Raw genomic sequence first — 26,227 nt, forward strand, 5'->3', positions numbered from 1 at the left:
CCCCAGCCACCAGGTGCCCCACCCCAACCACCGGGTGCTCCACCCCAGCCGGGATTCCAACCAGGCCAGCCTCCCCATGTAGGCCAATAGCCAGGCCAGCATGTATTGCATCCCCACCAAGGATATGGCTGTGGGACGACAACGACCTCAGGGCCACGTCTTCTTCGGAAAAAAACGGGATGAGCCTGATCCTCTGGAATGTATTGAAAATCCTGGTCTGCTGAGTAATAAGGTGACTGGTCATATTGGGCAGGAACAAATTGGTTTTGATCGTATTCGTTTGAATCATATTGAGTTTGATCGTATTGGTTTTGATCGTATGGATAAGGTTGCATGTTGCGATTGGCACTCCTCTCGTTATCTGTCTGTGCATCTGTGCAGTAGCAGTATACGAGGCATTTGCCTGTAAGGAGCATTGTCCAGCAGGAAATGGGCGGGGGCTACAAATAAAAAAAGGAAGAGCCCGCATTCGCTCTTCCTTTGGTGAATTAAATGGCTGCTTCCAAAAATGCTTTCAATTCTTCGGCTTCGCGCTCGTTCAAGTTGAACGCGAATTCCAAATAGCCTTCTTCTTCCAGATCATCATGTCCAATAATAGCGGAGCGCCCATTTTGAATGTTGATGACAATCGCTTTCCCATAAAAACGGTTGGTCGTCGTAATCGCGAGGTCAAAACGGGTAGCTTCTCCCATGAAGCTGACGAAGCGCGTTCGAGTATCCTCCGCCTCGTCGTACAAGTAGAACAAATCATTTGCCATATAGGTGTCCCTCTACTTCCATAAAAGATTTGGTTTGTGTTCGGTATTGTGTACAGCGCGGACAAAGCGGATGGTTTTGGTTTTGGCACGCATGACGATCGAATGAGTTTCCACCATATCATCGCCGAGATAGCGGACGCCTTGCAACAGCTCTCCATCAGAAACGCCTGTTGCCGCAAAAATGGCGTCGTCCCCTTTGACCAGATCGTTCAGCATCAAAAGCTGCTCCGGATTGTCGAGCCCCATTTTGATGCAGCGCTCGCGCTCGCTGTCGTTTTGCGGCTTGAGCTGGGCTTGCATGTCGCCACCCAGGCACTTGATCGCCGCGGCACTGATCACGCCCTCTGGCGCACCACCGATCCCCAAGAACAGGTCAATCCCTGTATGCGGCAGACAGGCAGCAATCGCAGCACCCACATCGCCATCTCCAAAAAGCTTCACTCGCGCACCCTTTTCACGAATGGCGTCAATAATCGCCTGGTGGCGGTCGCGTTCCTGAATAATGACCGTTACATCTTGCACGCGCTTGTTGTTTGCTTTTGCTACAACCTCTATCATTTTATCCACGGGATCGTAAAGGTTGATTAATCCGGCAGCACGTTTGCCAACGGCCATTTTCATCATGTACATGTCAGGTGCATGCAACAGTGTTCCACGGTCGCCGATGGCGATAACAGACATGGCATTGTTGTGACCCTTGGCGACAATCGTCGTTCCTTCTAGCGGATCAACCGCCACATCTACCTCAGGTCCGCCTGCTTCCGGGTTACCGAGCTTTTCTCCGATATAGAGCATGGGGGCTTCATCCAGTTCACCTTCGCCAATGACGACGGTACCCCTCATGTTGATCGTGTCAAACATGGCGCGCATGGCGCTGGTCGCTGCTCCATCTGCTTCATTCTTTTTCCCGCGTCCCATCCAGTGAGAAGAGGCGAGTGCAGCCATTTCCGTTACCCGCACAATTTCCAGAGCCAATTCGCGTTCCACAGTATGTTCCTCCCCTTATTCTTGCCGGCAAAAATTCACCCCATCATTGTAACATAAAGTTATCACCGATTCGTGACAGGTCGTACAAATTTGGTATACTGAGGGATGAAAAGAGGTGAAACCGGTGAGCAATTCCTATTTGCAGGAAGGGGAATTGGTGCTTCTCGTCCTGGTGCTAACATTTGTGTTTACCGTTTACTACTCAAAACGCAAATCAAAAAAGCGAAAGTAAGGAGAAATATATGTACGACGTGAATACAAAACGAATCGACCAAGTATTGGAACATATGTCTCGTATGCTTGATCTGTTGGACAAGCTCAGCGAACGAGGAGCCAAAGCGGTTTTGGCAGATGAAGTAGCTGTTGCTGCGATGGAGCGAGCCCTGCACTTGTCTATCGAAGGAATAGTAGATGTCGGAAATGCGCTGATCGACGGATTCATTATGCGAGATCCAGGAAGCTACAGCGACATCGTGGAAATTTTGCGGGATGAGCAAGTCATCACGGATGAACAGGCTTTGATCCTGACACGTGTGACTGATTTCCGCAAGCATCTGGTCAATGATTATACGAGTGTGCCGGTCAATGAGATGTACAGCCTGGTAGAAGAAGCTGCCGGTATGATTCGTCAGTTTGAACCACAGGTTAGAGCCTTCTTGAAAAAAGAACTTTTTTAAAAAGATGTTTTCAATCTATCCACAAACGTAGCGGATATTTTATACAAAAGACTTTCGTTTGTTTACTAAAACGTCTTCATCCACTACAATAGGGAGAAAGGACGGTGATACGTATGACAAACGAAGGAACGTCCACTCGTGATCAAATCCTGCACATGCTCAAGGTCAAAGGTTCACTCCCTGTCAGCGACATGGCCGTCGAGCTAGGGATTACTGAAATGGCGGTACGGCGTCATTTGAACACCCTGGAGAGAGATAATTTGATCAAGTCTACGCTTGTTCGGCAAGCGATGGGACGCCCAACGAATGTTTATTCATTGTCGCAGGAAGCAGACGAGCTGTTCCCGCGCAATTATTCTCATTTAACATTAGATTTTTTACAGGACATAAAGGAAATCGACGGTTTGTCCAAAATAGAGATGCTGTTTAGACGCCGCGAGAATCGCTTGGAGGAGACTTATCGCTCCCACATGCAAGGTGACTTGGAAAATCGTGTAGCCAAGCTGGCCGAGCTACAAAACGATAAAGGCTATATGGTCGAATGGGAAAAGGACGAAAATGGAGACGGCTATCGGATTCAAGAGTTCAATTGCCCAATCTCGCAAGTAGCTCGTGAATTCAACCAAGCGTGTAGCTGTGAGCTTTCCTTGTTCCGTCGGGTTTTGAAAGCCAATGTCGAGCAAACCACGTGCATGGCAAAAGGCGGAGACAAATGCGTGTTTCACATCAAGGAAGCGAAATAAAATAGTTATAACGACAGTCCACTCGAATCGGGTGGATTTTTTCTTTTGTTTAAAACCGGCTGTACTAAATAAGAACGAGGCAGGCACAGGATTCGGTTAGGGTCCTGTGCCTTTTTTTCTAGAATCACGCAGGTATTAAGTACCTTTTTGCTCTCATTCTAGCAATCTTAATGTTGGTTTAACGTTTTCTTTATGTTGGACATTTACTATTTATGGTGTAAAAAACAACAAAACACACAGAAAAACAACGGAAAGGCGGAATGATATCAAGATAATTTTGGTTAGCCGGATAGCTGTCGTGACGAAAAACAGATGAGGAGAGATCCGTAATGAAAAAAATGGTATCAAGTATAGCTGCTTCTGCCATCTTGTTGGGTGGAATTCTGCCAGTTGTTGATTCCGCACATGCAAAAGACAAATTTTCTGAGAAAAAGATGACGATGACATTTGACGTGATCAGTGACATTCAAGGAGACCTCCAAGATTTTGATCACGTTTTGCAAGACATCAATGAAGAAAATCCAAAGTCCGAAGCACTGATCATTAACGGTGATATTACTCCTCGCGGCTACGATTTTGAATATGAAGCCGTGCAAGATGTGCTCGATAACAATCCTCACCCTGAAAATGTGTGGTACAGCATCGGAAATCATGAGTTTTATGTGCCGAAGTGGAAGAATCCCCAAACGCTTGCACAAAGTAGCTGGCCAAACGGCACAACGGAAGAAGAGTTGTTCGATAACTTCTACCAATTCAGCGGAGAAGACAAGGTCTATCACCAAAAAGAAATCAATGGATATCCCTTTCTCTTCCTCGGCACAGAAAAATACATGAAATACCACGATCCTAAATTATGGGATGAAGTATATATGAGCGACGAGCAACTGGATTGGCTGAAAGATAATCTGAAGCATTACAGCAAGCAGGACAAGAATAAGCCCATTTTTGTATTCTCGCACCATGTGCTCCCGGACAGTGTCTCGGGCTCCAGACAAAATCCATACAAGAACGATTACCTGGATGTGGACAAGCTCCTTGACATCTTGAAAGACTATCCGCAAGTTGTTTTCTTCTCGAGCCACACCCATTGGGATCTGAACTTGCCGGACTGGGCAGGCAAAAAGAAAGTCAAAGGCGGAGACAAACGCGGCTTTACTGTCGTAAACACGGCCGGCATTGAAAAGGGTTGGATGTCAGCCGGTCCAGACGGTGGCGAAAAAGTCACGCCGGATGGAGGGGCTTTCAAGCAAGGGCTGCGCTTGCAAGTGTACGGTAATGATGTCGTCATCCAAGCGTATGACTACCAACACGACAAAGTAATTAAGAAGCTCAGCATCCGTAATGGAAAAATCGAGCAGTTGCCGCCGGATGTACAGGCAGACGATGATGATAATGTGCTTGTCAACGCGACGCAATACATGGAGTACGCAGTTGGCAAGCAAAAAAACTGGCGGGATTTTGATCCCGAAAATCCACCAACATTTCCAGGAAACCAGGTCGTGTATGTCCGTCATAAAGGGGAAATGAACCTGGAAGCCGGCACGCCACTTATGGTCAAATTCAAGAAATAACGGGACTGACGAACATTGTTCGTTAGAAGAGGGCCGATCAGGTCCTAAACAAAAAACAGGAAGCGGTATAATGCCGTTTCCTGTTTTTTGCGATTGGAAGGACGAAGGTTTACACTAACAGGGGAGAGCTTGTTCAACCGGCTTACGACAACAGATAGGAGATGGAACAACGTGAAACAATATAAAGGCTATTTGCTTGATTTGGATGGGACGATCTATCGGGGGAAAGAAGCGATTCCGGGAGCAGCAGCATTCATCACCCACTTAAAAACACACCAAATTCCGTATTTGTTCCTGACAAACAATTCTTCAGCCTCTGCACAGCACGTGGCAGAACGGCTGGTAGCAATGGGCATAGAAGCACAGGCTAGCGACGTGTATACCACGAGTATGGCTACTGCTACGTATTTACAAGAGCAGGCACCAGCGGGAACACGCGTGTACGTGATTGGAGAGGCGGGCTTGCATGATCAGCTCACGGATGCAGGCTATGTGATTACAGAGGAAGACCCGGCTTATGTCATTGTCGGGATTGATCGTGCGTTTACGTATGAAAAACTGGCGATCGCCGCACGTGCTATCCGTGCAGGAGCAACTTTTATCGCTACAAATGCAGATGCAGCCCTGCCGACAGATGCCGGTCTGTTCCCTGGCAATGGTTCACTGGTGGCAGCCGTCTCCGTTGCCTCCGCGACCAAACCAATCGTGATTGGCAAACCAGAGTCTATTATTGTCCGTTACGCTCTGAATCAGCTTGGTATTGCTGCGGCTGATACGCTGATCGTCGGGGACAATTTATATACGGACATTGAGGCAGGTGCCAACAGCGGCTTGGACAGCTTGCTCGTTTTGACAGGCTATTCCACGCGCGAAGAAGCAGACAAGCATCATGCTTCGCCTACCCATATTGCGGAAAATTTGCCGGAATGGCAGCAGCGAATCTCACTATGATTCGGCGCATTCTTCCTGCTGCTTCTGGCGGTGGGCAATGCGGCTGGAGGCGGCGGCTGCGACCGCTCCGACGAGATCGTCCAAAAAAGTATGGACACCAAAACGCTTGTCGTTGAGTTCGGCGAGTTTGCCGTGCTTCAGCTTGTCTACATAACCGAAGTTAGTGAATCCGATGCTCCCGTACAGGTTGACAATGGCGAGGGCGAGTACCTCGTCAATACCGTATAAGGGCTCGTCTGTTTCGATAATCGCCTGGAGCGGAGGCAGCAGCTGCTTTTGTTCTGCGAGGATGTCGAGCTGAATCCCGGTCAGCAACGCGTTTTGGACCTCACGTTTTTTCAAGACGGACGCGACACTCTCGAGACACAACTCCAAGTTGATGTCCGGGATGTATTGTGACTGCAGGAACATGACAATTTCAGCAATGTCGTTCAAACTGACTCCTCGTTTTTCCAATAGCTCAATAACGAAATCTAGACAACTCTCGCTATTTAGTGGATGCTCACTCATGCTTGCGGTTCCTCCTTTTTCACGTGCGTGTTCAAATAGTCGACTTTTCAGCACCCAGAAAGTCGGCATGAATGCATCTAGTATCTGCATACAGATAGGCACCTATCCCGATCTACCGACATACAATGCCAGAAGAGCAGTATGCAAGGAGGGTGAACAACTGTATGGAAGAAAAAGAGCTTCTTCAAGAGAAGTACGGATTTGAACTTCAGGGATATCGTACGACGGGGGCAAGCAAGGTACTGGAAACGGATCGAGGCCTTTTCTACATGTTCGAGGCGCCAGCCGGATATAAATACAAAAGTAAGTTTATTGAGAAAGTAAAAAAACATTTAAGCCAACAGCAAAACATTCGCTTGTTAAAGCTGGTCAACACAACAAGCGGGCAGGCTCACATCGTTGATGATGAGCAGCTTTACTATTTATACAGAGGCGTGCGAGAGGCGGTTCCCGAAAATCCATATTATGCCAGTGGTCAGTCACTCGCGAAGTTCCATCAGGCCACGAGTGATTTTTCATCTGACAAGATGTTTATACCCTATAGCTCTCTTGGCAACTGGCCGAGCATGTGGCGCAAAAAGCTGCGGAATTTTAATGAGTACCGGGATGAAATGGATGAGGAAAATGTAGAGCTCGCGCCAATGGATGAATATTTGTTGACCTGCTTCACGTACATTACTCAGCTCGGGGAATTGTCCGTTCAATATTTGTTGGATGCCGGATACGATAAAGTCGTGAAGGAAACAGCGAGTCTCGGGAAAGTAGCCTACCAAAATTTTGATCAAGGGTATATGCTATGGAAAGAGAAGGATGTACGTCTAATGGCAGGTGAATGGAACTGGGTTCTTGATATGCGTACTCGCGATGTGGGGCAGTGGATCAAAGCCGAGACAAAGCGAAACGGCTGGAATGAAGAGGCTGTGTCCAGCTTTCTCGATGGCTACAACAGCGTCTCTGCTCTGCTTCCCGCTGAATATGCCGTGATTTATGCGCTCATGCTCTACCCAGGCAGGTTTTTGAAGCTCGTAGAAACTTATATGGAGTTGCCAGTAGAAGAGCGCCAGGAAGTCAACATTCAAGCATGGCAAACGCAGCTGGAAGACGAGCTAACCAAAATGGAAGACGGACTTCGAAAGTACCCATTATTCATTGCACAGCGTTATGACGTATCCATTCCACAAATTGACTGGTTGTGGAGGAAAAAAGATGATCAAGCAACAAGTTTTCGTTACGAGGAAACTCAATCCTGAAGTGATCGCGATGCTTGAAAAAGTAGCCGAAGTCGAACAATGGACAAAAAATGCGCCAATCCCGCGTGAATTGTTGCTGGAAAAGATTAAACATGTAGATGCCGTCTTGACCATGCTGACAGAACGAGTGGACGAAGAATTTTTGGCGAGTACAAAACGACTCCGTATCGTGGCGAACATGGCGGTCGGTTACGACAATATTGATTTGGAAGCGTGCAGACGACACGAGGTCATCGTAACCAACACGCCCGATGTGCTAACAGAGTCTACTGCCGATTTGGCTTTCGCTTTACTGATGGCGACAGGCCGACGATTGACGGAAGCCAACCGATTTTTATTACAGGGCGAATGGACATCGTGGAGTCCGACTCTCATGGCTGGACAAAATGTATATGGTTCGACTCTGGGGATTATCGGAATGGGGCGAATTGGGGAAGCTGTGGCGAGACGCGCCAAAGGATTTGGCATGCGAATCTTGTATCACAACCGGAATCGCAAACCGCAGGCTGAGCAAGAGACAGGGGCACGGTATGCGGATTTGGCGGAGCTTCTGCAAGAGTCCGATTACGTCGTTCTGCTTACACCGCTGACAGAGGACACGCGCATGCTGATGGGGGAAAAACAGTTTTCGCTCATGAAAGAAACCGCTGTGTTTATCAATGTTTCTCGTGGTGGGACAGTCGATGAGTCCGCATTGTATCAAGCGTTGGTTGAAAAGAAAATTTGGGCGGCTGGCCTGGACGTTTTTGCGGTTGAGCCTGTCCCAATGGATAACCCGCTCTTGCAGCTGCCGAATGTAGTCGCGTTTCCACATATTGGTAGTGCAACTGTGCAAACGAGGGCGGAGATGGCGAGGCTGGCTGCTGCTAACATCGTAGAGGTGCTAAGTGGAAGGGGACCACTGACTGCGGTATGAACACGTTCTTTGTTTTACTTTCAGGACTCTTCGCGCTGCTCTTGCTTGCAGCAGTAGCCGTTTCGTTTCATGTAACCTGGCGCTTGACGCATCCTGTACGAAAACCGATTCACATGGAACCCCGAGATTTTGGAATCGAACAGGTTGAGCCGGTTGTTTTTTCGAGCAGGGAAACGACGATTTCGTTGGCTGGATGGTATTTGTCGGCAGAAAAAAATGGGCGAGTTTCGAATGGAAGCACGCTGATCTTTGCTCACGGGTATAGTCAAAACAGATTAGAGCCACATCTGCCAGCGTTGTCTCTGGCTGCAAGACTGGTTCAGGCCGGCTTTGATGTATTGATGTTCGACTTTCGCAATTCCGGGGAGTCCAGCAAAGCACTGACTACGATTGGTCTTCGAGAACAGCAAGACCTCCTTGGGGCCATCGATTTTGCAGCAGCGAAGAAGCCAGAGCACAGACTTGGTCTCGTCGGATTTTCGATGGGGGCAGCAACCTCTTTGATGGTTGGCGGAGTGGATGAACGCATCACAGCGATTGTGGCAGATTCACCGTTTTATTCCTTGCGTGAATACTTGGCTGAGAACTTGCCGCAGTGGACGGGCCTGCCCCGCTTTCCATTCAACTGGCTCATTCTTACCTTGTGTCCTGTTTTGCTAGGAGCCAACCCGCGAGACGTCAATCCGTATCAGGCAGTCCAGCAAGCGAAAAAACCTATTCTTTTTATACACGGGACAGGCGATACGACGATCCCCCTGGCAAACAGCGAACGACTCTTTGAGCTGACTCAAGACGAAGATTCCGAGATTTGGATCGTACCACGAGCGAGTCACGTCCGCAGCTATGCGTTAGTTCCTGACGAATACGGGAAGCGTATCATTGCCTTTTTTGAAAAAGGAAGGGAAAAGAGGAAATGAAAAAAGCAGCTACGCGGTTGCTGTAGCTGCTTTCATGTCGATGTGACTGGATTAGAATACTTGTTGAACTTCTTTGATCCCTGGGATTTCTTCCACCAGTGCACGCTCGATTCCTGCTTTCAGGGTGATGGTAGAGGAAGGGCAGCTACCGCAAGCACCCATCAGGCGCAGCTTCACGATGCCATCTTCTACATCAACGAGTTGTACGTCTCCGCCGTCACGTTGCAGGTAAGGACGCAGTTTATCGAGAACTTCTTGTACTTGATCCATGATATCCATGTTACATTCACTCCTTTCCAACCTCTCCTTTATTATAATCATACCATGGTGAGAAATCCATGGCTTACATGCCCTGTTGACACTTTGAAGTTTCGTTGACACACCGAAGTTTAGCAGCATGGACTTTTTGTAATCTTTGCATGTTATAATGAAAAAGAAAGAAGCAAGTACTTCAATATAAGGAGTCAGATCTTCGTGAACGTATTTCGCAATGTGAAGGAATTGATTGGTAATACGCCGATCGTCGAAATTACTCAATTTGAGCTTCCAGAGGGTGTCCGCTTGTTCGCCAAGCTGGAATATTTTAACCCAGGGGGCAGCGTAAAAGACAGACTGGGCATGGAGCTGATTCGTGCCGCAGAAGAGAACGGCCAATTGGCCCCAGGTGGTACCATTATTGAACCGACAGCAGGAAATACAGGAATTGGTGTAGCGCTGGCCGCTGTAGGAACTGGTTATAAAGTCATTTTCTGCGTACCAGCGAAGTTTTCCGAGGAAAAGCAAGAGCTGATGCGTGCCCTCGGAGCAGAAGTCGTCAATACACCGACAGAGCTCGGGATTAAGGGTGCAATCGCCAAGGCAAAAGAACTCGCAGAATCCATTCCAGGTGCTTTTGTTCCACAGCAATTTGCTAACCCGGCGAATCCGGACGCACACTACAAAACAACAGGTCCGGAAATTTGGAGTCAAATGGACGGCCAAGTACACGTATTTGTGGCAGGCGCTGGTTCTGGCGGTACTTTCATGGGGGCTGCTCGCTACCTGAAAGAACAAAACCCAAACGTAAAAACGGTCATTGTCGAGCCAGAGGGTTCCATCTTGAATGGAGGAGAATCCGGCCCGCACAAAACAGAAGGGATCGGCATGGAGTTTTTGCCTCCGTTCATGGATACGAGCTACTTCAACGCCATTCACACGATTCTCGATGTGGAAGCATTCGATCTGGTTAAGCAGCTGGCTGCCAAGGAAGGCTTGCTCGTAGGCAGCTCCTCAGGTGCAGCCATGGCAGCGGCACTGCGCGAAGCAAGAGAAGCAGCTCCAGGGACGAATATCGTTACACTGTTTGCCGACGGCAGCGAACGTTATCTGAGCAAGAAAATTTACCAGGGAGGAATTTAAGATGCGTATCAAAACTCGTCTGATCCATGGCGGAATCGATGGAGATCCACATACAGGAGCCGTATCCGTTCCAATTTACCAGGTAAGTACTTATAAACAGGAAGCCATTGGCGTTCACAAGGGCTTCGAATACTCCCGTACCGGGAACCCGACCCGTCACGCATTGGAAACATACATCGCAGAAATCGAAGGCGGCGCACGCGGCTTTGCATTTGGTTCTGGTATGGCGGCACTCTCTACCATCCTCTCCATGTTCAACAAAGGTGACCATCTCGTGGTAGGTGACGATGTATACGGTGGTACTTACCGCGTCGTTACACGTGTTTTCTCCCGTATGGGTCTGGAAGCAACCTATGTAGATACAAGCGATTTGGCAGCAGTAGAGGCGGCAATTCGCCCGGAAACCAAAGCAATCATTATGGAAACACCAACAAACCCGCTGCTGAAAGTAAGCGACATCAGCGCATTGGCAGGCATCGCGAAAGCAAAAGGCGTACTGCTCGTGGTAGACAATACGTTCATGACACCATACTGGCAAAATCCGCTGGATCTCGGTGCTGACATCGTGTTCCACAGCGCAACGAAATATTTGGGCGGACACAGCGACGTGGTAGCAGGTCTGGTTGTAGCAAAAGATGCGCAAGTGGGCGAAGACCTCCATTTTGTGCAAAATGCAATTGGCGGTGTGCTTGGACCACAGGATTCTTGGCTTTTGCTGCGCGGTATGAAGACGCTGGGAATTCGGATGGAAGAGCATGAGCATAATGCTCGTACACTGGCAAAATGGCTGTCTGAGCGCAGCGACATCAAACGCGTCATTTATCCTGGTCTGTCTAGCCATTCCGGTCATGAGCTGATCAAAAAGCAAGCGCGTGGCTTCGGTGGTATGATTTCCTTCGACGTAGGCAGCGCAGAGCGTGCTGACGAAGTGTTGGCAAAGGTAAAATACTACACGCTGGCAGAATCGCTGGGTGCAGTGGAGAGCTTGATCAGCGTACCTGCACGCATGACACATGCTTCTATCCCGGCAGAGCGCCGTGCTGAGCTCGGTATTACGGATGGCTTGGTACGCATCTCTGTTGGTATTGAAGATGTTCAGGACTTGATCGAGGATCTGGACCAAGCATTGTCCTAAGCTAGCTGACCCGGGGGAGGGCGGATATAGTGACTGTCGATATCAAGGTTTTTGGGACAGAGCAATTGTGCGCAAGCTGCGTCAATTTGCCATCTGCAAAGGAAACAGCCGAGTGGCTGGAGGCGGCACTCTCTCGCAAATATGGGAGTGACAGCATCCGCATCGTTTATAGCGACTTTCAACAGCCGCAGACAGACGATGACAAAAGCTGGGCGAATCGCATTATCGAGGAAGATTTATGGTATCCGCTTGTCGTAATTTCCGGGGAAATTGTCGGTGAGGGAAATCCGAAATTAAAGGACATCTATGAAAAGCTGGAGAGCATGGGCGTGCAGCCGATTGCTTCGACAGCAGATGCCGAATAAACCATAGAGGGAACTACAATCATTTTTTAAAGCGACCAGATGCATGAGCCTGGTCGCTTTTTTTCAATCTGTGCGAAACCGAACAGCTCATTTTTACGTCTATCTAACAATATTGATAGCGAAGGGTGTTTTTTGGTATGGATGGAAAAACAATACTGAGTGGTGTGCTAATTTGTACGCTGTGTTTTGCGGGGATACTGGCTCCTACTTCCACTCAAAATATCGCAGAAGCAGAATCTGATTACATGATTACATACGAGATTCCGCCGAATCCAGAAAAGTACTTGTTTTCGAAAGAACAGGAAATATCGATTACGAATCCACAACCGATACCTTTTGGACTACGTCCTTATTCTTCTACTGACTATATAAATGACATGCACGTTAATATCGATGAATTTCAAACCTCTAAAAAAGGCTTTCTATGGAATGTCTATCACTTTATCGGAATACTCTCTCCAGCATATCCCACAGACGCCAATATGGAAGACATGGACCGCCAGATCGACAATGTAAAGGGTTTTTCGGATGAGCGGGTAAAATTACGGGAAGCCCGTGCGCAAATCGAAATGAACGCTCGTTTGCAGCCACTCGTTCAGGCTGGATACGTCATGCCAAACGAGATTGACGATGGATTAGCGACAAAGGAATTCGTAGCTACAGTGCTTTATCGCATGTTTGGGAAGACCCGACCCTATCACGGTGGAATTGACCTGAAGGATTCAGAAAATGTTGCCGTTCGCTGGGCTGTTGAGGTAGGGGTGCCTGGTTTTGTAGTAGACAAAGAAAAGTATATTGATCCGCAGACACTACTTACTATGAACCTTGATCCGCACACACTACTTAGTATGAACCCTGGTCCGGAACCATACGTGGATTCTGGTACGTATGGTGACCTGTTTTATTTTATCACGCTTATTATGCCGGGGAAAAAGACGGACAGGGGATGGGAGTATTATCAAGTGGAGCTGAATGAAAGCATGCTGTCCGACTACGCGGCACAGTTCATCCAGTTGAATGGAGAGCCTTATTTGAGTTATCGAAACTACGCACTTCATGGAACAGCCGAATACAAAAATGCAGCGAGAAGCATCCGTGAATGGATGATCCCGCGATTCCCGCAGTTGCTCGACCAAGCACGAAAGGATGCGATGAAGCCCCGCGTATGGGACTGGAGCCGTGATCTCATCCATCATCCGAAGTTTGCCAAGCAAGTGGCTGCCTATCGCAAAAATAAAAGCGGCAAAAACGTAGATGCCGTCTATCATGCGGTCAGACAGCATTACAATCTGAACATCCGTCAGGACTCGCCAGCCATAATCAAAAGTGTGCTGGATAACATCAAGTAACGTGCTGTTTACTTTTTGTATATCATTCGTAAACATTCTGTAACGAAATAGAGCAGGCTTCGTCCTATAGTAGTAAATGTAACCAATAACCTAACATTTAGTGGAGGCCATAACGATGAATAAAAAATGGATGAAGCCTGTTACATATTTGCTGCTTGCAGGAGTTGTAGGCGTAGCTGGATTTTCTGCAATGAATACACAAATAGCTCATGCAGATTCTGAAAAAGGAAAGCAGTTTTCTGCCGCAGCTGAGTTGAAGCTTGCGAAAAACACCTATGTGATCGATCAAAAGACGGCTGACGTGAATGGCGATAAGAAGGATGACGTCGTATACCTGATTGGTGAAAAAGAAAAAGCGGATGACATCTATTCTTCCAATATGAACATCGTAGTGAAAGACGGAAAATCCGGCGCTTATAGCCAAACCGATATCAAAGAGCTGGGAGGCTATGAAGGCGAGCTGACCCTCGTAGACTTCACGGGTGATCATGTTGCGGATGCCTTCGTGAAAACAGCGACTGGCGGAAGCGGCGGTGTTTACAGCCACGTAATCGCTACTTTTGAAAACAACAAACCAGCCGTGATTTTTGGTGAAAAAGAAAACGAAGGAATCCGTTACGAGGGGAAATTCGTGGATGGCTTTAAAGTAGAGGGCAAAGGCTCCCACTTGGATAAGCCGCTGACGCTTGACGTAAGTGCGAACCAGGATGTATACGTAGCTGCCAAGCTGTATGACAAAGCGGGCAAAGTACAGCCAACAGAAGATGCTGTTTCTGTATTCTCCTATCCATTCGGTTCTTTGACTCCAGTCGATATGGATGCGAACGGCACATTTGAGCTGGTCGGGGAGCAACGACTTGTAGGAATGAACAACACAGATACCGTTTCCCGCATCAACTCCGTATGGGGCTACCAAGGTGACGGCAAATGGAATCCATGGGAAGTGGAGTATTCTACTTTCTTGAAAAAACACCCGGGTGAAGCGATCAACACGATGATTGAAAAGTAATAATGGTAGAGCTTGATCCGCAGCCTCCTTTTTCATGACGGAAATGAAAAAGGAGGCTGTTTTTCGTTGCCAGCGACTGGTTCTATCAACCGACTTTTTCTCATATGGATTTTGGGTACAGGGGTAACCAAAGGAGGAAGAGCGGATGGACCAACCGATTGCTCGCTACTACGAGTTGAAGGAAATTCAGAAGCAGGTAGAGGAAGAGTTAAACGAGCTGCGGAGTAAACTGATCGAAGCTTACAGCGAAGCAGGCAGCGCAGAAGAAGGCGAATACAAGCTGGTGATCTCCTATCAGGAGCGGCGAGAATACAACGATGATCGCCTTTACAACGCTTTGCCGGATCCTTCGCTTTGGCGCCTCATGTCGAAGGCCGATACCGGGAAAATTTCGAGCTTGCTGAAGCTGAATGTCATTCAAGAGAAGGTACTGGCAGACACCTTTGAACCAAAAAAAGTACCTGTTTTACGTGTTCAAAAGCGATAAACCAGCAAAATGAGGAAACCGTCAGGATTAGTCTTGACGGTTTTTTACGTTCAAAGAATTATCTTGTATAATGGGATGGTATTGCCAATTTCTGAGAGGACGATCGTGCAGATGAAAGTCTTATTTTGCAGTCAGCCATTTCAAGAAAACAAAGTCGATGAAACCTACGAATATGAGTATACGTGCGCAAAACAACTCGGCTTGGACATTCAGCTGATCAGCTTGGAACAACTGATATACCAGGACAACCCATTAGCGGCTGTGAAACAAATCCAACCCTCTCCTGAAAAAGTAATGGCTATCTACAGGGGATGGATGCTAAAACCGTTCCTGTACCAAAAATTGTACGACGCCCTGCTAGCCAAAAATGTAGAGTTAATCAATTCACCCGAAAAGTACGTGCATTGCCATTACCTGCCTGAATCTTATGAGGTCATCAAAGATTTCACCCCGTTGTCGGTCTGGCTGCACAAAGAAGAGATAGACGCGTCATTTGAAAACGTGTATCGGATCGTAAATAGATTTGGACAGGCTCCGATTATGATCAAAGATTATGTGAAATCTCGAAAACACGACTGGAATGAGGCTTGCTATATTCCCGATGCTTCCGATAAAGAAAAGGTACAGCAAGTGACCAGCCGATTTTTGGAGCTGCAACAGGATGAGTTGAATGAGGGAGTCGTCTTTCGAGAATTTGTGAAGCTTCAATTTTTGACCCATCACTCGCAGAGCAACATGCCATTATCTCAGGAATATCGTGTTTTCTTTTTGGATGGCGAACCCATGTACATGGCAAATTACTGGGAGGAAGGACAATATGACGATACGCCGCCAGACCTCCAGTCATTTTTAGAGGTAGCGAAAAAAATCAAGAGCCGCTTTTTTACTATGGATATCGCCAAGCTGGAAAATGGCTCGTGGACCATCCTCGAGCTAGGGGATGCACAGGTGTCTGCTCTGCCTGAACAGGCTGATAGATTTGAATTTTTTACGAGGTTAAAAAGAAATCTTCTATAGAAAGAGGGATTTCTCCATGAAAATAGGCTTGGCTCAGACGAGGTTTCCCCAATCAGCGGCGGAGGGGCTTACAATCATCAAACAGCAGATGATCAACGCTGCACAAAACAATTGCGATCTGATTTGCTTTCCTGAATCGGTCATTCCGGGGCTGCGCGGTGTAGGCTATGAGGTGGAGGCATACGATCATGAGATACAACGGAGAGCTTTGGAAGAGATTCGTGTGCTGGCGAAGGAATGCCAGCTCGCCGTCATTTTACCGATGGAATGGAAAGATGAGCGCGGTTATCATCTAGTCGCCTTTGTGGTGGGGAAACAGGGAGAAGATCTTGGGCTGCAAATAAAAAATCAGATCGATCCAGATGAGGATCAGTTTGACTATGTTCCAGGCGAAGGGCGCCAATTGTTTACGATAGAGGATGTGGCGTTTGGCATTGTTATTTGCCATGAGGGATGGCGATATCCAGAGACGGTACGGTGGGCGGCACGCCGTGGGGCGAGCATCGTTTTCCATCCGATGTTTACAGGGGAAGTCAGCAATCCCGATTTTTACAACGGGGCAATGGTTTGCCGAAGCTTGGAAAACAACATCTACTTCGCCAGTGTGAACTACGCGATTCCGGATCAACAAGTGACGACGACGCTGATCTCACCGACCGGGGAACGGCTGTGTGTGGCGGCGTCAGGGGGCGAAGAACTGCTAATGTACGAGATTGATCCCGCAAGAGCGACACGATTATTGGCCGAGCGCTTCCAGCCTGAGTTGGTTGATTAGGAAGGTATCGTCTTACCAACCATAAAAAGCTGACGTCCAACCATCCCGACGTCAGCTTTTTTGCCAGTCTACATCTCCATATCCACATAACGTCCATACTTGGGGACAGCTACACGATCAAACTCAGCAGCCAATTGGACTAATCCATCGGCCAACTCCTCACCATACATAGGTGGACCGTGACCAGTGATTGCATACGCAGGGGCGAGATTGGCAAGCTTTTCGACGGATTGCCAAGCTGCCTGCCAATCGGTTGTCAAATAAACAGGAGGACCGGTCAATTGCTTTTGCTGAGTCACGACTTGATACAACGAGTCCTGCTTTACCGTAACAAAAGCGTCTCCTGCAAGGAGAGTTCTGTCTTCATCACGAAATAACGAAATGTGCCCAGGCGAATGTCCAGGTGTGTGTATCCAGCGCCATCCAGGCATTTCGGGAACACTCCCGTCTTCGGGCAAAGGATGAACATGGCTGCCCACATCGATTGGTTCATTTGGAAACAACGGCGATATCTTCGCAAGCAGTCCGCCTTCAACCGTTCCATCTGGCTCCGGATAGTATTTTTGGCCTGTCAAATAAGGGATTTCAAGCGGATGGGCATAGACGGGAACCCTCCACGCTTTTACGAGCTCGACGACTGCCCCAACATGATCGAAATGGCCGTGAGTAAGCAGGATGGCTCTCGGCTTGGCTTCCTCACCAAAGCGCTCCCGGGCAATCTCGATGATTTGTTCCGCCGATTGTGGCATCCCCGCATCTACCAGAACCCATGATTTTGAATCACCGACCAGCGCGATGTTCACAATTTGAATGGTGTAGCATTCTACATCTGGTCTGACTGTCTCTTCGACTCCGCTTCGAAAGGAAGTCATCGGCATGTAGTTATCAGCCAGCGTATCTTTCATATCCTCATATGTGTTTGGTTCCATTGAAAAAACCTCCAAGCTGGTTATTCCGGTCTACGATATTATGCCGATTCAGCTTGGAGATTATATAAAAAAGAAAACCTGTTAGACCATCCGGCCAACAGGTTTGTGCACTATCCCATATGTTTTTTGTACATCCATAGCTGACCGCTCTTGATGACACGAGCCATCTGACCAACCAGAGACATTTTTCCCATGCTGGCAAAGCCTTCCTTTTTGCCGAGGGAACCGAGGAAGCCCTTGTGCTTGAGAGCAGGCAATGAAGCTGGATACTCCTCGCCTTTGATGTCTTTTTTCAACATCAAGGCAATTTGATCGCCTTGGATCTCAGCGGTTTGTGCGCTCGGCGCGATGATGGTGCTTGCACAGTCACCTACCACATACACGTTCGTATGGGATGGGATTTGATGATACTGATTTAGTTTGGCGCGTCCGATGTTGTCTGTTTCGATCGGTAGAGAGCGCACGATTTTGTTAGCTTGAATACCTGCTGTCCATACGATAACATCACTTTCAACAGGCTGGTTGTGGTTGTACACGATCCCTTGCTCGATGCCAGTGACATTTGCCATGGAAACAAGCTGTACATCGTGCTCAATAAACCATTGAGAAGCATATTCCTGAAGCTTTTTCGGGAATGGGCTCAAAATGCTTTGACCGCGGTCGATGATGCGCACATTCAGGTCGGGACGGCTCTCGCGCAGCTCAGCAGCCATTTCCACTCCGGAAAGACCACCGCCCACAACGCTAACCGTGCCGTATGGGTTCACATTATTGATTGCCATGTATGTGTTGCGAGTAGCTCCCATGGTTTGGATCGAACATGTAAATTGATCAGCACCAGGGATATCATGGTAACGATCCTCACAACCCAATCCGATTACAAGCCAATCGTAGGAGAGGGTGTCCCCGTTAGCAAAATTGACGACCTGCTCGTCCAATTCCACGCCAGCAATTTCACCGTATTTGACGGTCAGGCGTGGATCGTTTGGAAAAGTAACACGCAGGTGAGATTCCGGTGTAGTACCTGCCGCCAGAGCGTAATACTCTGTTTTCAAGCCATGAAACGGCATACGGTCTACGAGGGTTATAAATACGTCATCTGGTAAATCAGGGGACAGGACTCGCTCAATAATACGAAGACCCCCGTATCCTCCTCCAAGGATCACAAGTCGTTTCATAGAAGGTCTAGTCCTTTCTTCTGTCCGTTTTTTACAGCACCCACTCTATTTTTAGTCTCTTTCACTAAAAATGCAAGCAGAATCTTTTTCCCGTTTTCTCCGCTGGATTTTTATCAAAGTCGAGGTACAATAAAGTACGTGATGATGTCGAAATAATCGGTAGGTGACAATAGATGAAACCACTAGTAGAATTTTGCGCGAGCAATGTTTCCTCCTATACGCAATCCGTCGTGGATGCATTGGAAAATGATCCTGATCTGGATGTGGACGTACTCGAGTACGGCTGTCTGGGGTATTGCGGTGAATGCTACATGGAGCCATTCGCGCTTGTAAACGGCACATTGGTACAAGCTCCAACAGCGGATGAATTACTGGTGAAAATCAAGAATAAATTACGGGAGGAAGAAGAGCTGCTGGATGCAGACTTTCCTCTGTAAGATTGTTCTCTTAGGATGTTCATTGGGGAGCATGATCAACCGTGCACGTATCAAAATAGTAAAGCTGATGCCCAAGTGATTTGGAGCATCAGCTTTTTTATGGATTAATGTTCTTTGATCACGTTGTAGAAGGTATCGCGTTCCAGCGCGCGTTTTCCAGCGCCTTTGATCAACCAAACCAACTCATCTACAGTCAGAGCTTGCTGGGTAAGTGCACCGGCCGAGTGACTGATGCGCTCCTCGATCAAGGTTCCATGAGCATCGGAAATTCCCATTTGCAAAGAAAGCTGTGTGAGCTGGGTACCGATGTTGATGAAGTATGCTTTGATATGCTGGAAGTTATCGAGCATCAGACGGCTGATCGCCATTGTTTTCAAATCATCAATGGCAGAGTTGCGGCGTTTGATGCCAGCTGTTGCTTTGATCGGTTGAACGGCCAATGGAATGAACACCATGAAGCCGTTTGTGTCATCTTGCAGCTCGCGCAGGCGGAGCATGTGGATCACGCGCTCTTCCAATGTCTCGATGGAGCCGTACAGCATGGTGGTATGTGTTTTCAAGCCCAACTCATGAGCGGTGCGGTGTACTTGCAGGTACATGTCTGTACTCGCTTTTTCCGGGCTCATTTTCATACGATAGCGCTCAGTCAAAATCTCAGCGCCACCGCCAGTAAGGCTTTGAAGACCAGCCTTCATCAGCTCTTGCAAAACCTCGCGGATGGATAGACCGGAAATACGGGAGAAGAACTCGATCTCTGCACCTGTATACGATTTAATCGTCACATCCGGGTACGCCTTTCTCAAGGTACGAAGGGTGTCGAGGTAGTATTCAAATGGCTTGTGCTGGTTATGTCCGCCAACGATATGGAATTCACGGATACCCGGATGGAAGCGCGTTTCTACATAATGAAGCAGCTCTTCCATGCTCATCGTGTAGGCACCCTCATCCCCTTCATCGCGGCGGAAGCCACAGAATTTGCAATGAGCTTCACACACGTTAGTTGGGTTGATGTACAGATTTTGCAAAAAGTAAACGTTATCCTGATTCTTGCGATAGTTAACAACGTTAGCCAATTGTCCAATCGTCAAAAGATCGTTGGAATTAAAAAGGGTGACACCGTCTTCCAAGGTAAGTCTTTCGCCATGCATAACTTTTTCAGCGATTCCGGCGAGAGATTTGTCCTGTATGGCAATCGTTTCAAGCGCCATTCCAAACACTTCCTTTCAAAGTCAATGGTTCTTAGATGAAAGAGCTTTAATCCAGTCATACCCAATCGATATTCGTTCCATGGGAGTGGAAAGGCTCTTAGGAATAGAGTAAATCTCGGGCAACAAGAGCACCTATATTATAAACCTCTTGGTAAGTACGAACAATATCATAAGTTCTCCAACTCTACACACGGCTCCTCTTCGCCAGATTTTCCTTCTATTGGTGATGAAAAGCCGATATTTCTAAGTGCGGAATATTGTAAAAAACTAACAAATATCGGCATTAATTGGGGAAAGTAGGAATTTTCCGTTTGCGAAATTCTAGCTGTTCTTGTAAAATATAGTAAGAAAGCCTGATCTATTATTAGGAGGAGCTTCAAATGCGGGACGTTTTGCTCGAGAAAATCGAACTCCTTCGACAGCGTATGGTAAATATGGGGTTAGAGTTTGGGTTAGATCATCCAGATGTCCTAGAATACAGTATACAAATTGATCAACTACACAACGAACTGAACCAGATCGATCATAGTCTGTCTAAGGCAGGGAACCGGAAGAAAACGTATAGATTTTATTTAATGGAAAACAATGCACATTTTGCATAGGAAGGGGAAACCCTTCTTTTTTATTTGAAAAGAGAGAATGAGCGCGTAAAGTGCAGGGGAACCTTGTGGGAAGAAGCGTTTCTTAGTAAACTGAATATACTGGTTGTAACAAGTGCAGGAATGATGAGCCTGTGAAGGAGGGAAAGAAGCATGATTACATTGACAGAGCGCGCCAGTCTGAAAGTAAAAGAAATGCTGGCGGCAGAAGGCAAGCCCGATGTGTTTTTGCGGGTAGGTGTCAGAACAGGTGGTTGCAGCGGCTTTACCTACGGGATGGGCTGGGACGAAGAGATGAAGGAAGGCGACGAGACCTTCGAGCAAAACGGTGTAAAAATTGTTGTCGATAAGGACAGCTATCCATACATTAAAGGTACAGAGATCGATTTCAAGGAATCGATGATGGGTGGAGGCTTCTCCATCGAGAATCCAAATGCAGTCGCTTCTTGTGGGTGTGGATCTTCGTTCAAAACAGCGTTGGCTGAAGGAAAAGCGGAGAAATGTGACGACTAATTGGCGGCATATCAACGTTTTTCGATTCCGGTAATCTGACCGGAGCCTAGTCGGTAGCCTAACCGGAATTTTTCGGGAAGCCTACCGTGGGTTGAGGATTGCACTCGAAAATCTGCGGATTATCAATCGCGCGAATGTACAATAACAACCCCGAAATTTACGTTTTAGGGTTGTAGATAACGGCCTTCTTAACGGTGGATTGCGTAAAAATACCGTTGAGGAGGCTTTTTCTTATGGTGTTGAAGAAACGCGCAAAACGTACACCAATCGGAAGGCGGCAGGCGGGCACTGAATATCCGCGACTGACGTTTGACCAAGCTTTTGATCTAGTAGTTTCCGCTAAATGTGCGGAGGGAGTACGAGAGCGGACCTTGACGGGCTACAGCAATCATTGGAAGCAATTCACAAAGTGGTTACACGATAATTACGATGTGGAGTACGTTGACGAGCTTACGTCGGATCACTTCCGCGACCACGTAAACTACATGCGGTATGACGCGAAGAGATACGATGGGCACAAGTTTATCACGTCAGAGCAGCGGATCGGTCTTTCTGATACGACGGTAAATATACGGCTACGTACGTTAAAGGCCATATTCAACCATCTGTCGCGCGAAGAGTTGATCGAGGTAAATCCGATTACGAACGTAAAATTGATTCGCCAGGACGTTGATCTAACAAATTGCTTTACGGATGAAGAAGTGAAGGCTCTATTGGAGCAACCGGATAGGCGCGATTTTGTAGGCTTTCGCGATTTTGTCGGAATGACGTGTCTATTGGATTCTGGAATGAGGGCATCAGAGTTGCTCGGTCTTCGAATTCCGGACATTGATTTTCAAACGCGATTCATAACAATACCCGGCGAACGTTCAAAAAATCGAAAGCCGCGCCATATCCCTATATCCGCACATACTGCGAAACTACTACTACAGCTCATCAGTGAGAATCGCGAACACTTTACGACTGATCGTTTGTTTTTATCTTGTTACGGCGAGCCGTTATCACCGAATCACTTTAATAAACGGTTGAAGTATTACGGAGAGAGGGCTGGAATAAGCGCCAAGAAAATGACGAGCCATGTATGGCGTCATACGTGGGCAAAGGGAATGGTGCTTAACGGCGCTGATCCGTTCACTATTCAGAAGATGGGAGGTTGGGCAGATATCCGAACCATGAGGCGGTACGTTCAAATGGATACGGAAGACATGCGCAACAGTCACGACGCACACAGTCCAGTTAATCGGTTCATAAAGAGACGCTAGCCATTTCCGGCTGGCGTTTTTTTCCGTTATCGGTACGAATCGGGTAATCACATCCTATCTCCGGCAATGTCCGCAAAACACCGTAGTGACGCGTGTCTATCCGTCAACTATGCCGCGAATTAAGTTTACAAAACTGTACATTCGGCGCAATTTTCGGGGCTCAAACGTAGGCGTGACGCGGGTTCTCCGGTTTACATGTAAAGTTACTATAGCGGTCGCTGACGGGAGGCACCGGACGAGCTGCGCTAACTCAGAGGGATCGGAAGTTACCGTCAAAGTGACGAAATCCAGCGCGGCGTATGGGCTTATCGCGGTCGGGAATAGTGCCGTTTGTTTCCGAATAGAGGTGTTTTCATCCGCTGGGAGCCTCCGGCACGCGACCCCTCCGAAAACTTCGGGGGTATGTCGAATCATGTCGATATTGTCGCGATTGTACGCACAATTACGCCAATTTAACCGAGGCGTTTATGCACTCGTTATGCATGTATAAACGTTTTATGCAATTATACATACGATGCATAAACGTTTACATTACGCCATTGTTGCGTATGCATGAACAAGAGGACGTATGCAACGGATGAATACGCTCAGAAACCGCATAACGGCGCTGGGCACTTTAGTTCACATACGCGACATAACTTTTTATTCTCGGACTCAACTAGCTGACACAAATGCATAAGTATACATGTAGATGAATGGTCGGAATAGTGTCAAAAACGGAAACAATTCAAGTTTTTGTCGGTCGTGCGAAGCCCCAGGACACCCCTCCGAAACCCCGCGGTCTGGTATCTACACCTTGCGCGCAGGATTTAAAACCCCGGGTCTTGAGTTTACCCAAGCGACTCATATTTACAAAAGCGCTAAAGTCGAAAAAAATTTGCGCAATATTTTTAAACTTTTGGGCTCTGAATCTGCGAATGAGACGAGTGTTCACCGTAAGCACGCGCCTTTTATGGTATAATTAGGCAACTAATGCGGATGGGGGTCCGATATGAAACGGTTTACGCTATCATTATTCGTTATTGTCTTAATCGCGACACTATACGGATGCGGTCCGAAAGGCGATCCGAAAGAAACGCTAGAGTCGTACTACACGAACGTAATCAACGCGAACTATGACGCAGCGTACGGACTTCTATCGGAGGCCGACCGGAAGGCTACGAGTAAAGAGGATTTCGTGCTATTTATGCAGTTGAATGCGGAGCTCTACAAGTTGAACGGGGTCGAGGTTAAGCAGGCGGAAAAGAACCGTGAGACAATCGTATTCGACGTGACGGAAAAACAACACAGCTATACGGAGGAAAAGGATAAAAGCCATACCTACAAGCGTTTGGTAGTGGTTGAAAACGACGAGTGGAAAGTGTTCGCGGATAAAACTTATGGAGACAGTATTGCGGGTCAAATGGTAAGGATCGGACAATTGCATTTGAACGGGATAGGAGAAAAGAAGGAAAGTCCGAATGAGGCGGCAATGTGGTTCAACAAGGCTCTTAAGCGAGATAGTGCGCACAACGATGCTAATTTTGGGTTAGCTCTATCGTATATGAAGCTGGGGCGGTTTGAGGAGTCGATCGATGCTGCCAAAAAGTTCGTGGATTCCGAAACCGACAGCATCAAAAAATCCGACGGCTTGAACGTGCTTGGCGTTAGCTATGAGGCTATGCGTGACGTAGCTAAAGCAAAAGAAGCGTATCAAAAAGCGGTCGAGTCGAATCCTGATAATGAGTACGCGAAGACTAATTTGAGTCGATACAAATAACAAAAAGCCGCTTTCCTTCATCGCGAGGGATAGCGGTCTTTTCTTTAGCCAGCGTCAATTCTACGGTTGATTTTCGCCTATCTAGCGCGTTACCTATCGAGGGAGGGTTACGATACCGTCCGGAGTATGAACGTAAGAAAAGCGCATCCCGTGCGTGTGGGAGCGCTTATTTATCGACTGCACAAAGAGATCAGTAGGCGTCAAAAATCCGCGTATCAAAAACTAACTTTGACCTAGCGGGGTGTTAGCGTTTGTTTTACGTAATCTCTTCATGTATTTACGTTGGGCATGCGTTAAGTATCGCTTATATCGTTAACACGCGTCATCTAGCGTTAGTTATAGTTGCACATATTTTTATATCGGCTAAAACTAACAAAAGAATCAGACTGTTATTTCGATGATTTCTACTGTAATTTTTAAGCACAGCAAAATTACGTAAGGGATGAAATTAATTGATTAATCATGAAGAAGATCAGAATAGATATACGCTTGATGACGTTTTTGAGTTGCTTAAAAGGGTGGAAAATGATTATGTAAGGAGAGAGCAGGATCGAATAGAATTACTCGATGACCTATTCGACATTTTCTATCGCGCTAAAATTGCGGAGGGAATAGCGGAGAGAACATTAGAAACATATCGTGAAAACTACCGCTTTTTCTGCGGATACTTAAAAAGCAATGATTTTGAGTTGAAGTTGAAAAGCGTGACGCCGTCAGTGATAAGAAATTATATTACTTGGATGCTGAAATCAAAACGTAAATGGAATGGTCATTCGCATAAGCCAGAAAAGTATCAGACAGAGGGTCTTTCACCGGTAACTGTTAATATGCGACTAAAGGGACTCAGAACCATGTTCCGGTTTTTACATGCTGAAAAACTAATTAATTCTAATCCCTTCGCTAATATAAAAAATGTTAAGGAGACGGAAGGGGATATAAATATACTGTCAGTAAATCAACTTAAGAAACTTATTCGTGCCCCAGACCGCACTACATATAGTGGCTACAGAGATTTCTCCATGCTAATTCTCCAAATTGATACTTTTTGCAGAGTTGGTGAAATTGTTTCGCTCAAGAAGAAAGACATCGATTTCGAACGGGGGATAATACGCCTCAGATCAACGATGACCAAATCGCGGCGGTCAAGAGTATTGCCAATATCTGAATACACAATGAGATTATTGAGAAAGTTGATAGACTACACGAGCAAAAAATCAAATTCTGAGTACGTCTTTCTAACTGTATACGGAGAAAAAATGAGTGCAAATCATTTTCGAAGTCGACTAAAGAAGTACGCCGAAGCAGCGGGACTAGATATGCGTATCTATCCTTATCTTCTTCGCCACACCGGAGCAACTATGTTTTTGGAAGCGAATCATAATACGCGATTACTACAGTTGCTACTAGGTCACGTTGATCCGCGTCAAGTTCTTAGGTACACACATCTATCGAGTGCCTATATAAAAAGCGAACATGAGAAACACTCACCGCTTAATCAGGTGGTGAAATGAGAAAATGGAAAACTAT

At 47.1% G+C, this 26,227-nt stretch carries 29 protein-coding genes; 21 read left to right on the forward strand and 8 right to left on the reverse strand.

From position 1 onward, the window contains the following. From C7R91_RS16585 to glpX, 3 genes are all read right to left on the reverse strand, one after another. A partial coding sequence (locus C7R91_RS16585) for a hypothetical protein (RefSeq protein ID WP_106786207.1) occupies positions 1-335 on the reverse strand: 335 nt, incomplete at its 3' end. Positions 336-488: 153 nt separating this feature from the next. Then, complete coding sequence (locus C7R91_RS16590) at positions 489-758, reverse strand: DUF3055 domain-containing protein (protein ID WP_047073008.1); 270 nt, start codon at positions 756-758, stop codon at positions 489-491. A gap of 12 nt (positions 759-770) precedes the next feature. Beyond that, positions 771-1,745, reverse strand: coding sequence for a class II fructose-bisphosphatase (gene glpX / locus C7R91_RS16595; protein ID WP_047073006.1), 975 nt, complete (start codon positions 1,743-1,745; stop codon positions 771-773). Between the two features lie 242 nt (positions 1,746-1,987). On the opposite strand from glpX, the gene C7R91_RS16605 reads away from it, so the two are divergent. The 4 genes from C7R91_RS16605 to nucF all read left to right on the forward strand — a co-directional run bounded on the left by C7R91_RS16605 (position 1,988) and on the right by nucF (position 5,687). Beyond that, the gene (locus tag C7R91_RS16605; RefSeq protein ID WP_047073004.1) at positions 1,988-2,422 is read left to right on the forward strand and encodes a DUF86 domain-containing protein; all 435 of its coding nucleotides are present in this window, start codon (positions 1,988-1,990) and stop codon (positions 2,420-2,422) included. A gap of 113 nt (positions 2,423-2,535) precedes the next feature. Beyond that, the gene (locus C7R91_RS16610; protein ID WP_047073393.1) at positions 2,536-3,165 is read left to right on the forward strand and encodes a helix-turn-helix transcriptional regulator; all 630 of its coding nucleotides are present in this window, start codon (positions 2,536-2,538) and stop codon (positions 3,163-3,165) included. Positions 3,166-3,494: 329 nt separating this feature from the next. Further along, positions 3,495-4,736 carry a DUF4073 domain-containing protein gene (locus tag C7R91_RS16615; protein ID WP_047073003.1) on the forward strand — a complete coding sequence of 414 codons (1,242 nt, stop codon included), beginning with the start codon at positions 3,495-3,497 and terminating at the stop codon, positions 4,734-4,736. 171 nt (positions 4,737-4,907) lie between these two features. After that, positions 4,908-5,687 carry a 5' nucleotidase NucF gene (gene nucF / locus C7R91_RS16620; protein ID WP_047073001.1) on the forward strand — a complete coding sequence of 260 codons (780 nt, stop codon included), beginning with the start codon at positions 4,908-4,910 and terminating at the stop codon, positions 5,685-5,687. Here the strand turns inward: nucF and C7R91_RS16625 are convergent. Next, the gene (locus C7R91_RS16625; RefSeq protein ID WP_047073000.1) at positions 5,682-6,197 is read right to left on the reverse strand and encodes a phosphatidylglycerophosphatase A family protein; all 516 of its coding nucleotides are present in this window, start codon (positions 6,195-6,197) and stop codon (positions 5,682-5,684) included. The two genes, nucF and C7R91_RS16625, sit on opposite strands and share 6 nt — an antisense overlap. 164 nt (positions 6,198-6,361) lie before the next feature. Between C7R91_RS16625 and C7R91_RS16630 the strand changes: the two genes are divergently transcribed. Genes C7R91_RS16630 through C7R91_RS16640 form a run of 3 tightly spaced genes read left to right on the forward strand, consistent with a single transcriptional unit; the run spans position 6,362 to position 9,280 of the window. Then, positions 6,362-7,447: a YutH/CotS family kinase-like spore coat protein gene (locus tag C7R91_RS16630; protein WP_047072998.1), complete on the forward strand. Its 1,086-nt coding sequence runs from the start codon at positions 6,362-6,364 to the stop codon at positions 7,445-7,447. Continuing rightward, the gene (locus C7R91_RS16635; protein WP_047072996.1) at positions 7,404-8,363 is read left to right on the forward strand and encodes a 2-hydroxyacid dehydrogenase; all 960 of its coding nucleotides are present in this window, start codon (positions 7,404-7,406) and stop codon (positions 8,361-8,363) included. Before C7R91_RS16630 ends, C7R91_RS16635 begins: the two co-directional genes overlap by 44 nt. Continuing rightward, positions 8,360-9,280 (forward strand): alpha/beta hydrolase, encoded by a 921-nt coding sequence (locus tag C7R91_RS16640; RefSeq protein WP_047072993.1) that lies wholly within the window; start codon positions 8,360-8,362, stop codon positions 9,278-9,280. Before C7R91_RS16635 ends, C7R91_RS16640 begins: the two co-directional genes overlap by 4 nt. A gap of 51 nt (positions 9,281-9,331) precedes the next feature. Here C7R91_RS16640 and C7R91_RS16645 read toward each other — a convergent pair whose 3' ends face one another. Then, entirely contained in the window at positions 9,332-9,559 is a 228-nt protein-coding gene (locus C7R91_RS16645) for a NifU family protein (RefSeq protein ID WP_007715787.1), read from the reverse strand. 195 nt (positions 9,560-9,754) lie between these two features. Here C7R91_RS16645 and C7R91_RS16650 point away from each other — a divergent pair, with 195 nt between their 5' ends. From C7R91_RS16650 to C7R91_RS16685, 8 genes are all read left to right on the forward strand, one after another. Next, on the forward strand, positions 9,755-10,678 hold the full coding sequence (locus C7R91_RS16650) for a PLP-dependent cysteine synthase family protein (RefSeq protein ID WP_047072992.1): 924 nt from the start codon (positions 9,755-9,757) through the stop codon (positions 10,676-10,678). A 1-nt stretch (position 10,679) separates the two neighbouring features. Beyond that, the gene (locus tag C7R91_RS16655; protein ID WP_047072990.1) at positions 10,680-11,813 is read left to right on the forward strand and encodes a bifunctional cystathionine gamma-lyase/homocysteine desulfhydrase; all 1,134 of its coding nucleotides are present in this window, start codon (positions 10,680-10,682) and stop codon (positions 11,811-11,813) included. 29 nt (positions 11,814-11,842) lie between these two features. After that, complete coding sequence (locus C7R91_RS16660; RefSeq protein ID WP_047072988.1) at positions 11,843-12,178, forward strand: YuzD family protein; 336 nt, start codon at positions 11,843-11,845, stop codon at positions 12,176-12,178. A gap of 137 nt (positions 12,179-12,315) precedes the next feature. Continuing rightward, the gene (locus C7R91_RS16665; RefSeq protein WP_047072986.1) at positions 12,316-13,527 is read left to right on the forward strand and encodes a hypothetical protein; all 1,212 of its coding nucleotides are present in this window, start codon (positions 12,316-12,318) and stop codon (positions 13,525-13,527) included. Positions 13,528-13,642: 115 nt separating this feature from the next. Next, positions 13,643-14,536 carry a YybI family spore inner coat protein gene (locus C7R91_RS16670; RefSeq protein ID WP_047072984.1) on the forward strand — a complete coding sequence of 298 codons (894 nt, stop codon included), beginning with the start codon at positions 13,643-13,645 and terminating at the stop codon, positions 14,534-14,536. 145 nt (positions 14,537-14,681) lie between these two features. Next, the gene (locus C7R91_RS16675; RefSeq protein ID WP_047072982.1) at positions 14,682-15,023 is read left to right on the forward strand and encodes a hypothetical protein; all 342 of its coding nucleotides are present in this window, start codon (positions 14,682-14,684) and stop codon (positions 15,021-15,023) included. Between the two features lie 111 nt (positions 15,024-15,134). Continuing rightward, a complete protein-coding gene (locus tag C7R91_RS16680) occupies positions 15,135-16,040 on the forward strand; it encodes an ATP-grasp domain-containing protein (RefSeq protein WP_047073392.1) in 906 nt (301 codons plus the stop codon). A 16-nt stretch (positions 16,041-16,056) separates the two neighbouring features. Beyond that, a complete protein-coding gene (locus C7R91_RS16685) occupies positions 16,057-16,815 on the forward strand; it encodes a carbon-nitrogen hydrolase family protein (protein ID WP_047072980.1) in 759 nt (252 codons plus the stop codon). 68 nt (positions 16,816-16,883) lie between these two features. Here C7R91_RS16685 and C7R91_RS16690 read toward each other — a convergent pair whose 3' ends face one another. Both C7R91_RS16690 and C7R91_RS16695 read right to left on the reverse strand, forming a co-directional pair. After that, the gene (locus C7R91_RS16690) at positions 16,884-17,744 is read right to left on the reverse strand and encodes an MBL fold metallo-hydrolase (protein ID WP_047072978.1); all 861 of its coding nucleotides are present in this window, start codon (positions 17,742-17,744) and stop codon (positions 16,884-16,886) included. A 110-nt stretch (positions 17,745-17,854) separates the two neighbouring features. Then, on the reverse strand, positions 17,855-18,922 hold the full coding sequence (locus tag C7R91_RS16695; RefSeq protein ID WP_047072977.1) for an NAD(P)/FAD-dependent oxidoreductase: 1,068 nt from the start codon (positions 18,920-18,922) through the stop codon (positions 17,855-17,857). A 173-nt stretch (positions 18,923-19,095) separates the two neighbouring features. Between C7R91_RS16695 and C7R91_RS16700 the strand changes: the two genes are divergently transcribed. After that, positions 19,096-19,359 carry a DUF1450 domain-containing protein gene (locus C7R91_RS16700; RefSeq protein WP_047072975.1) on the forward strand — a complete coding sequence of 88 codons (264 nt, stop codon included), beginning with the start codon at positions 19,096-19,098 and terminating at the stop codon, positions 19,357-19,359. 104 nt (positions 19,360-19,463) lie between these two features. Here the strand turns inward: C7R91_RS16700 and mqnE are convergent, their stop codons facing one another. Further along, a complete protein-coding gene (mqnE, locus tag C7R91_RS16705; protein ID WP_047072973.1) occupies positions 19,464-20,567 on the reverse strand; it encodes an aminofutalosine synthase MqnE in 1,104 nt (367 codons plus the stop codon). Between the two features lie 380 nt (positions 20,568-20,947). Between mqnE and C7R91_RS16710 the strand changes: the two genes are divergently transcribed. From C7R91_RS16710 to C7R91_RS16730, 5 genes are all read left to right on the forward strand, one after another. Next, positions 20,948-21,169 carry an aspartyl-phosphate phosphatase Spo0E family protein gene (locus C7R91_RS16710; RefSeq protein WP_047072970.1) on the forward strand — a complete coding sequence of 74 codons (222 nt, stop codon included), beginning with the start codon at positions 20,948-20,950 and terminating at the stop codon, positions 21,167-21,169. Positions 21,170-21,319: 150 nt separating this feature from the next. Further along, positions 21,320-21,679 carry an iron-sulfur cluster insertion protein ErpA gene (erpA, locus tag C7R91_RS16715; protein WP_007716763.1) on the forward strand — a complete coding sequence of 120 codons (360 nt, stop codon included), beginning with the start codon at positions 21,320-21,322 and terminating at the stop codon, positions 21,677-21,679. Between the two features lie 233 nt (positions 21,680-21,912). Then, entirely contained in the window at positions 21,913-22,941 is a 1,029-nt protein-coding gene (locus C7R91_RS16720) for a tyrosine-type recombinase/integrase (RefSeq protein WP_047072968.1), read from the forward strand. A gap of 991 nt (positions 22,942-23,932) precedes the next feature. Continuing rightward, positions 23,933-24,700: a tetratricopeptide repeat protein gene (locus C7R91_RS16725; protein ID WP_047072965.1), complete on the forward strand. Its 768-nt coding sequence runs from the start codon at positions 23,933-23,935 to the stop codon at positions 24,698-24,700. Between the two features lie 452 nt (positions 24,701-25,152). After that, positions 25,153-26,211 carry a tyrosine-type recombinase/integrase gene (locus C7R91_RS16730; protein WP_236697956.1) on the forward strand — a complete coding sequence of 353 codons (1,059 nt, stop codon included), beginning with the start codon at positions 25,153-25,155 and terminating at the stop codon, positions 26,209-26,211. Positions 26,212-26,227: the final 16 nt, after the last annotated feature.

Origin of the sequence: Brevibacillus formosus (assembly GCF_003013405.1) — a bacterium.
In the GTDB taxonomy this organism is placed as follows: Bacteria; Bacillota; Bacilli; order Brevibacillales; family Brevibacillaceae; genus Brevibacillus; species Brevibacillus formosus.

Bases quoted from the DNA above. Each gene is read 5' to 3' on its own strand.
- C7R91_RS16590 (WP_047073008.1), bottom strand. From the start codon at position 758: ATGGCAAATGATTTGTTCTACTTGTACGACGAGGCGGAGGATACTCGA.
- C7R91_RS16605 (WP_047073004.1), top strand. From the start codon at position 1,988: ATGTACGACGTGAATACAAAACGAATCGACCAAGTATTGGAACATATG.
- C7R91_RS16610 (WP_047073393.1), top strand. From the start codon at position 2,536: ATGACAAACGAAGGAACGTCCACTCGTGATCAAATCCTGCACATGCTC.
- C7R91_RS16615 (WP_047073003.1), top strand. From the start codon at position 3,495: ATGAAAAAAATGGTATCAAGTATAGCTGCTTCTGCCATCTTGTTGGGT.
- C7R91_RS16625 (WP_047073000.1), bottom strand. From the start codon at position 6,197: ATGAGTGAGCATCCACTAAATAGCGAGAGTTGTCTAGATTTCGTTATT.
- C7R91_RS16630 (WP_047072998.1), top strand. From the start codon at position 6,362: ATGGAAGAAAAAGAGCTTCTTCAAGAGAAGTACGGATTTGAACTTCAG.
- C7R91_RS16635 (WP_047072996.1), top strand. From the start codon at position 7,404: ATGATCAAGCAACAAGTTTTCGTTACGAGGAAACTCAATCCTGAAGTG.
- C7R91_RS16640 (WP_047072993.1), top strand. From the start codon at position 8,360: ATGAACACGTTCTTTGTTTTACTTTCAGGACTCTTCGCGCTGCTCTTG.
- C7R91_RS16645 (WP_007715787.1), bottom strand. From the start codon at position 9,559: ATGGATATCATGGATCAAGTACAAGAAGTTCTCGATAAACTGCGTCCT.
- C7R91_RS16655 (WP_047072990.1), top strand. From the start codon at position 10,680: ATGCGTATCAAAACTCGTCTGATCCATGGCGGAATCGATGGAGATCCA.
- C7R91_RS16665 (WP_047072986.1), top strand. From the start codon at position 12,316: ATGGATGGAAAAACAATACTGAGTGGTGTGCTAATTTGTACGCTGTGT.
- C7R91_RS16670 (WP_047072984.1), top strand. From the start codon at position 13,643: ATGAATAAAAAATGGATGAAGCCTGTTACATATTTGCTGCTTGCAGGA.
- C7R91_RS16675 (WP_047072982.1), top strand. From the start codon at position 14,682: ATGGACCAACCGATTGCTCGCTACTACGAGTTGAAGGAAATTCAGAAG.
- C7R91_RS16680 (WP_047073392.1), top strand. From the start codon at position 15,135: ATGAAAGTCTTATTTTGCAGTCAGCCATTTCAAGAAAACAAAGTCGAT.
- C7R91_RS16685 (WP_047072980.1), top strand. From the start codon at position 16,057: ATGAAAATAGGCTTGGCTCAGACGAGGTTTCCCCAATCAGCGGCGGAG.
- C7R91_RS16690 (WP_047072978.1), bottom strand. From the start codon at position 17,744: ATGGAACCAAACACATATGAGGATATGAAAGATACGCTGGCTGATAAC.
- C7R91_RS16695 (WP_047072977.1), bottom strand. From the start codon at position 18,922: ATGAAACGACTTGTGATCCTTGGAGGAGGATACGGGGGTCTTCGTATT.
- C7R91_RS16700 (WP_047072975.1), top strand. From the start codon at position 19,096: ATGAAACCACTAGTAGAATTTTGCGCGAGCAATGTTTCCTCCTATACG.
- mqnE (WP_047072973.1), bottom strand. From the start codon at position 20,567: ATGGCGCTTGAAACGATTGCCATACAGGACAAATCTCTCGCCGGAATC.
- C7R91_RS16710 (WP_047072970.1), top strand. From the start codon at position 20,948: ATGCGGGACGTTTTGCTCGAGAAAATCGAACTCCTTCGACAGCGTATG.
- erpA (WP_007716763.1), top strand. From the start codon at position 21,320: ATGATTACATTGACAGAGCGCGCCAGTCTGAAAGTAAAAGAAATGCTG.
- C7R91_RS16720 (WP_047072968.1), top strand. From the start codon at position 21,913: ATGGTGTTGAAGAAACGCGCAAAACGTACACCAATCGGAAGGCGGCAG.
- C7R91_RS16725 (WP_047072965.1), top strand. From the start codon at position 23,933: ATGAAACGGTTTACGCTATCATTATTCGTTATTGTCTTAATCGCGACA.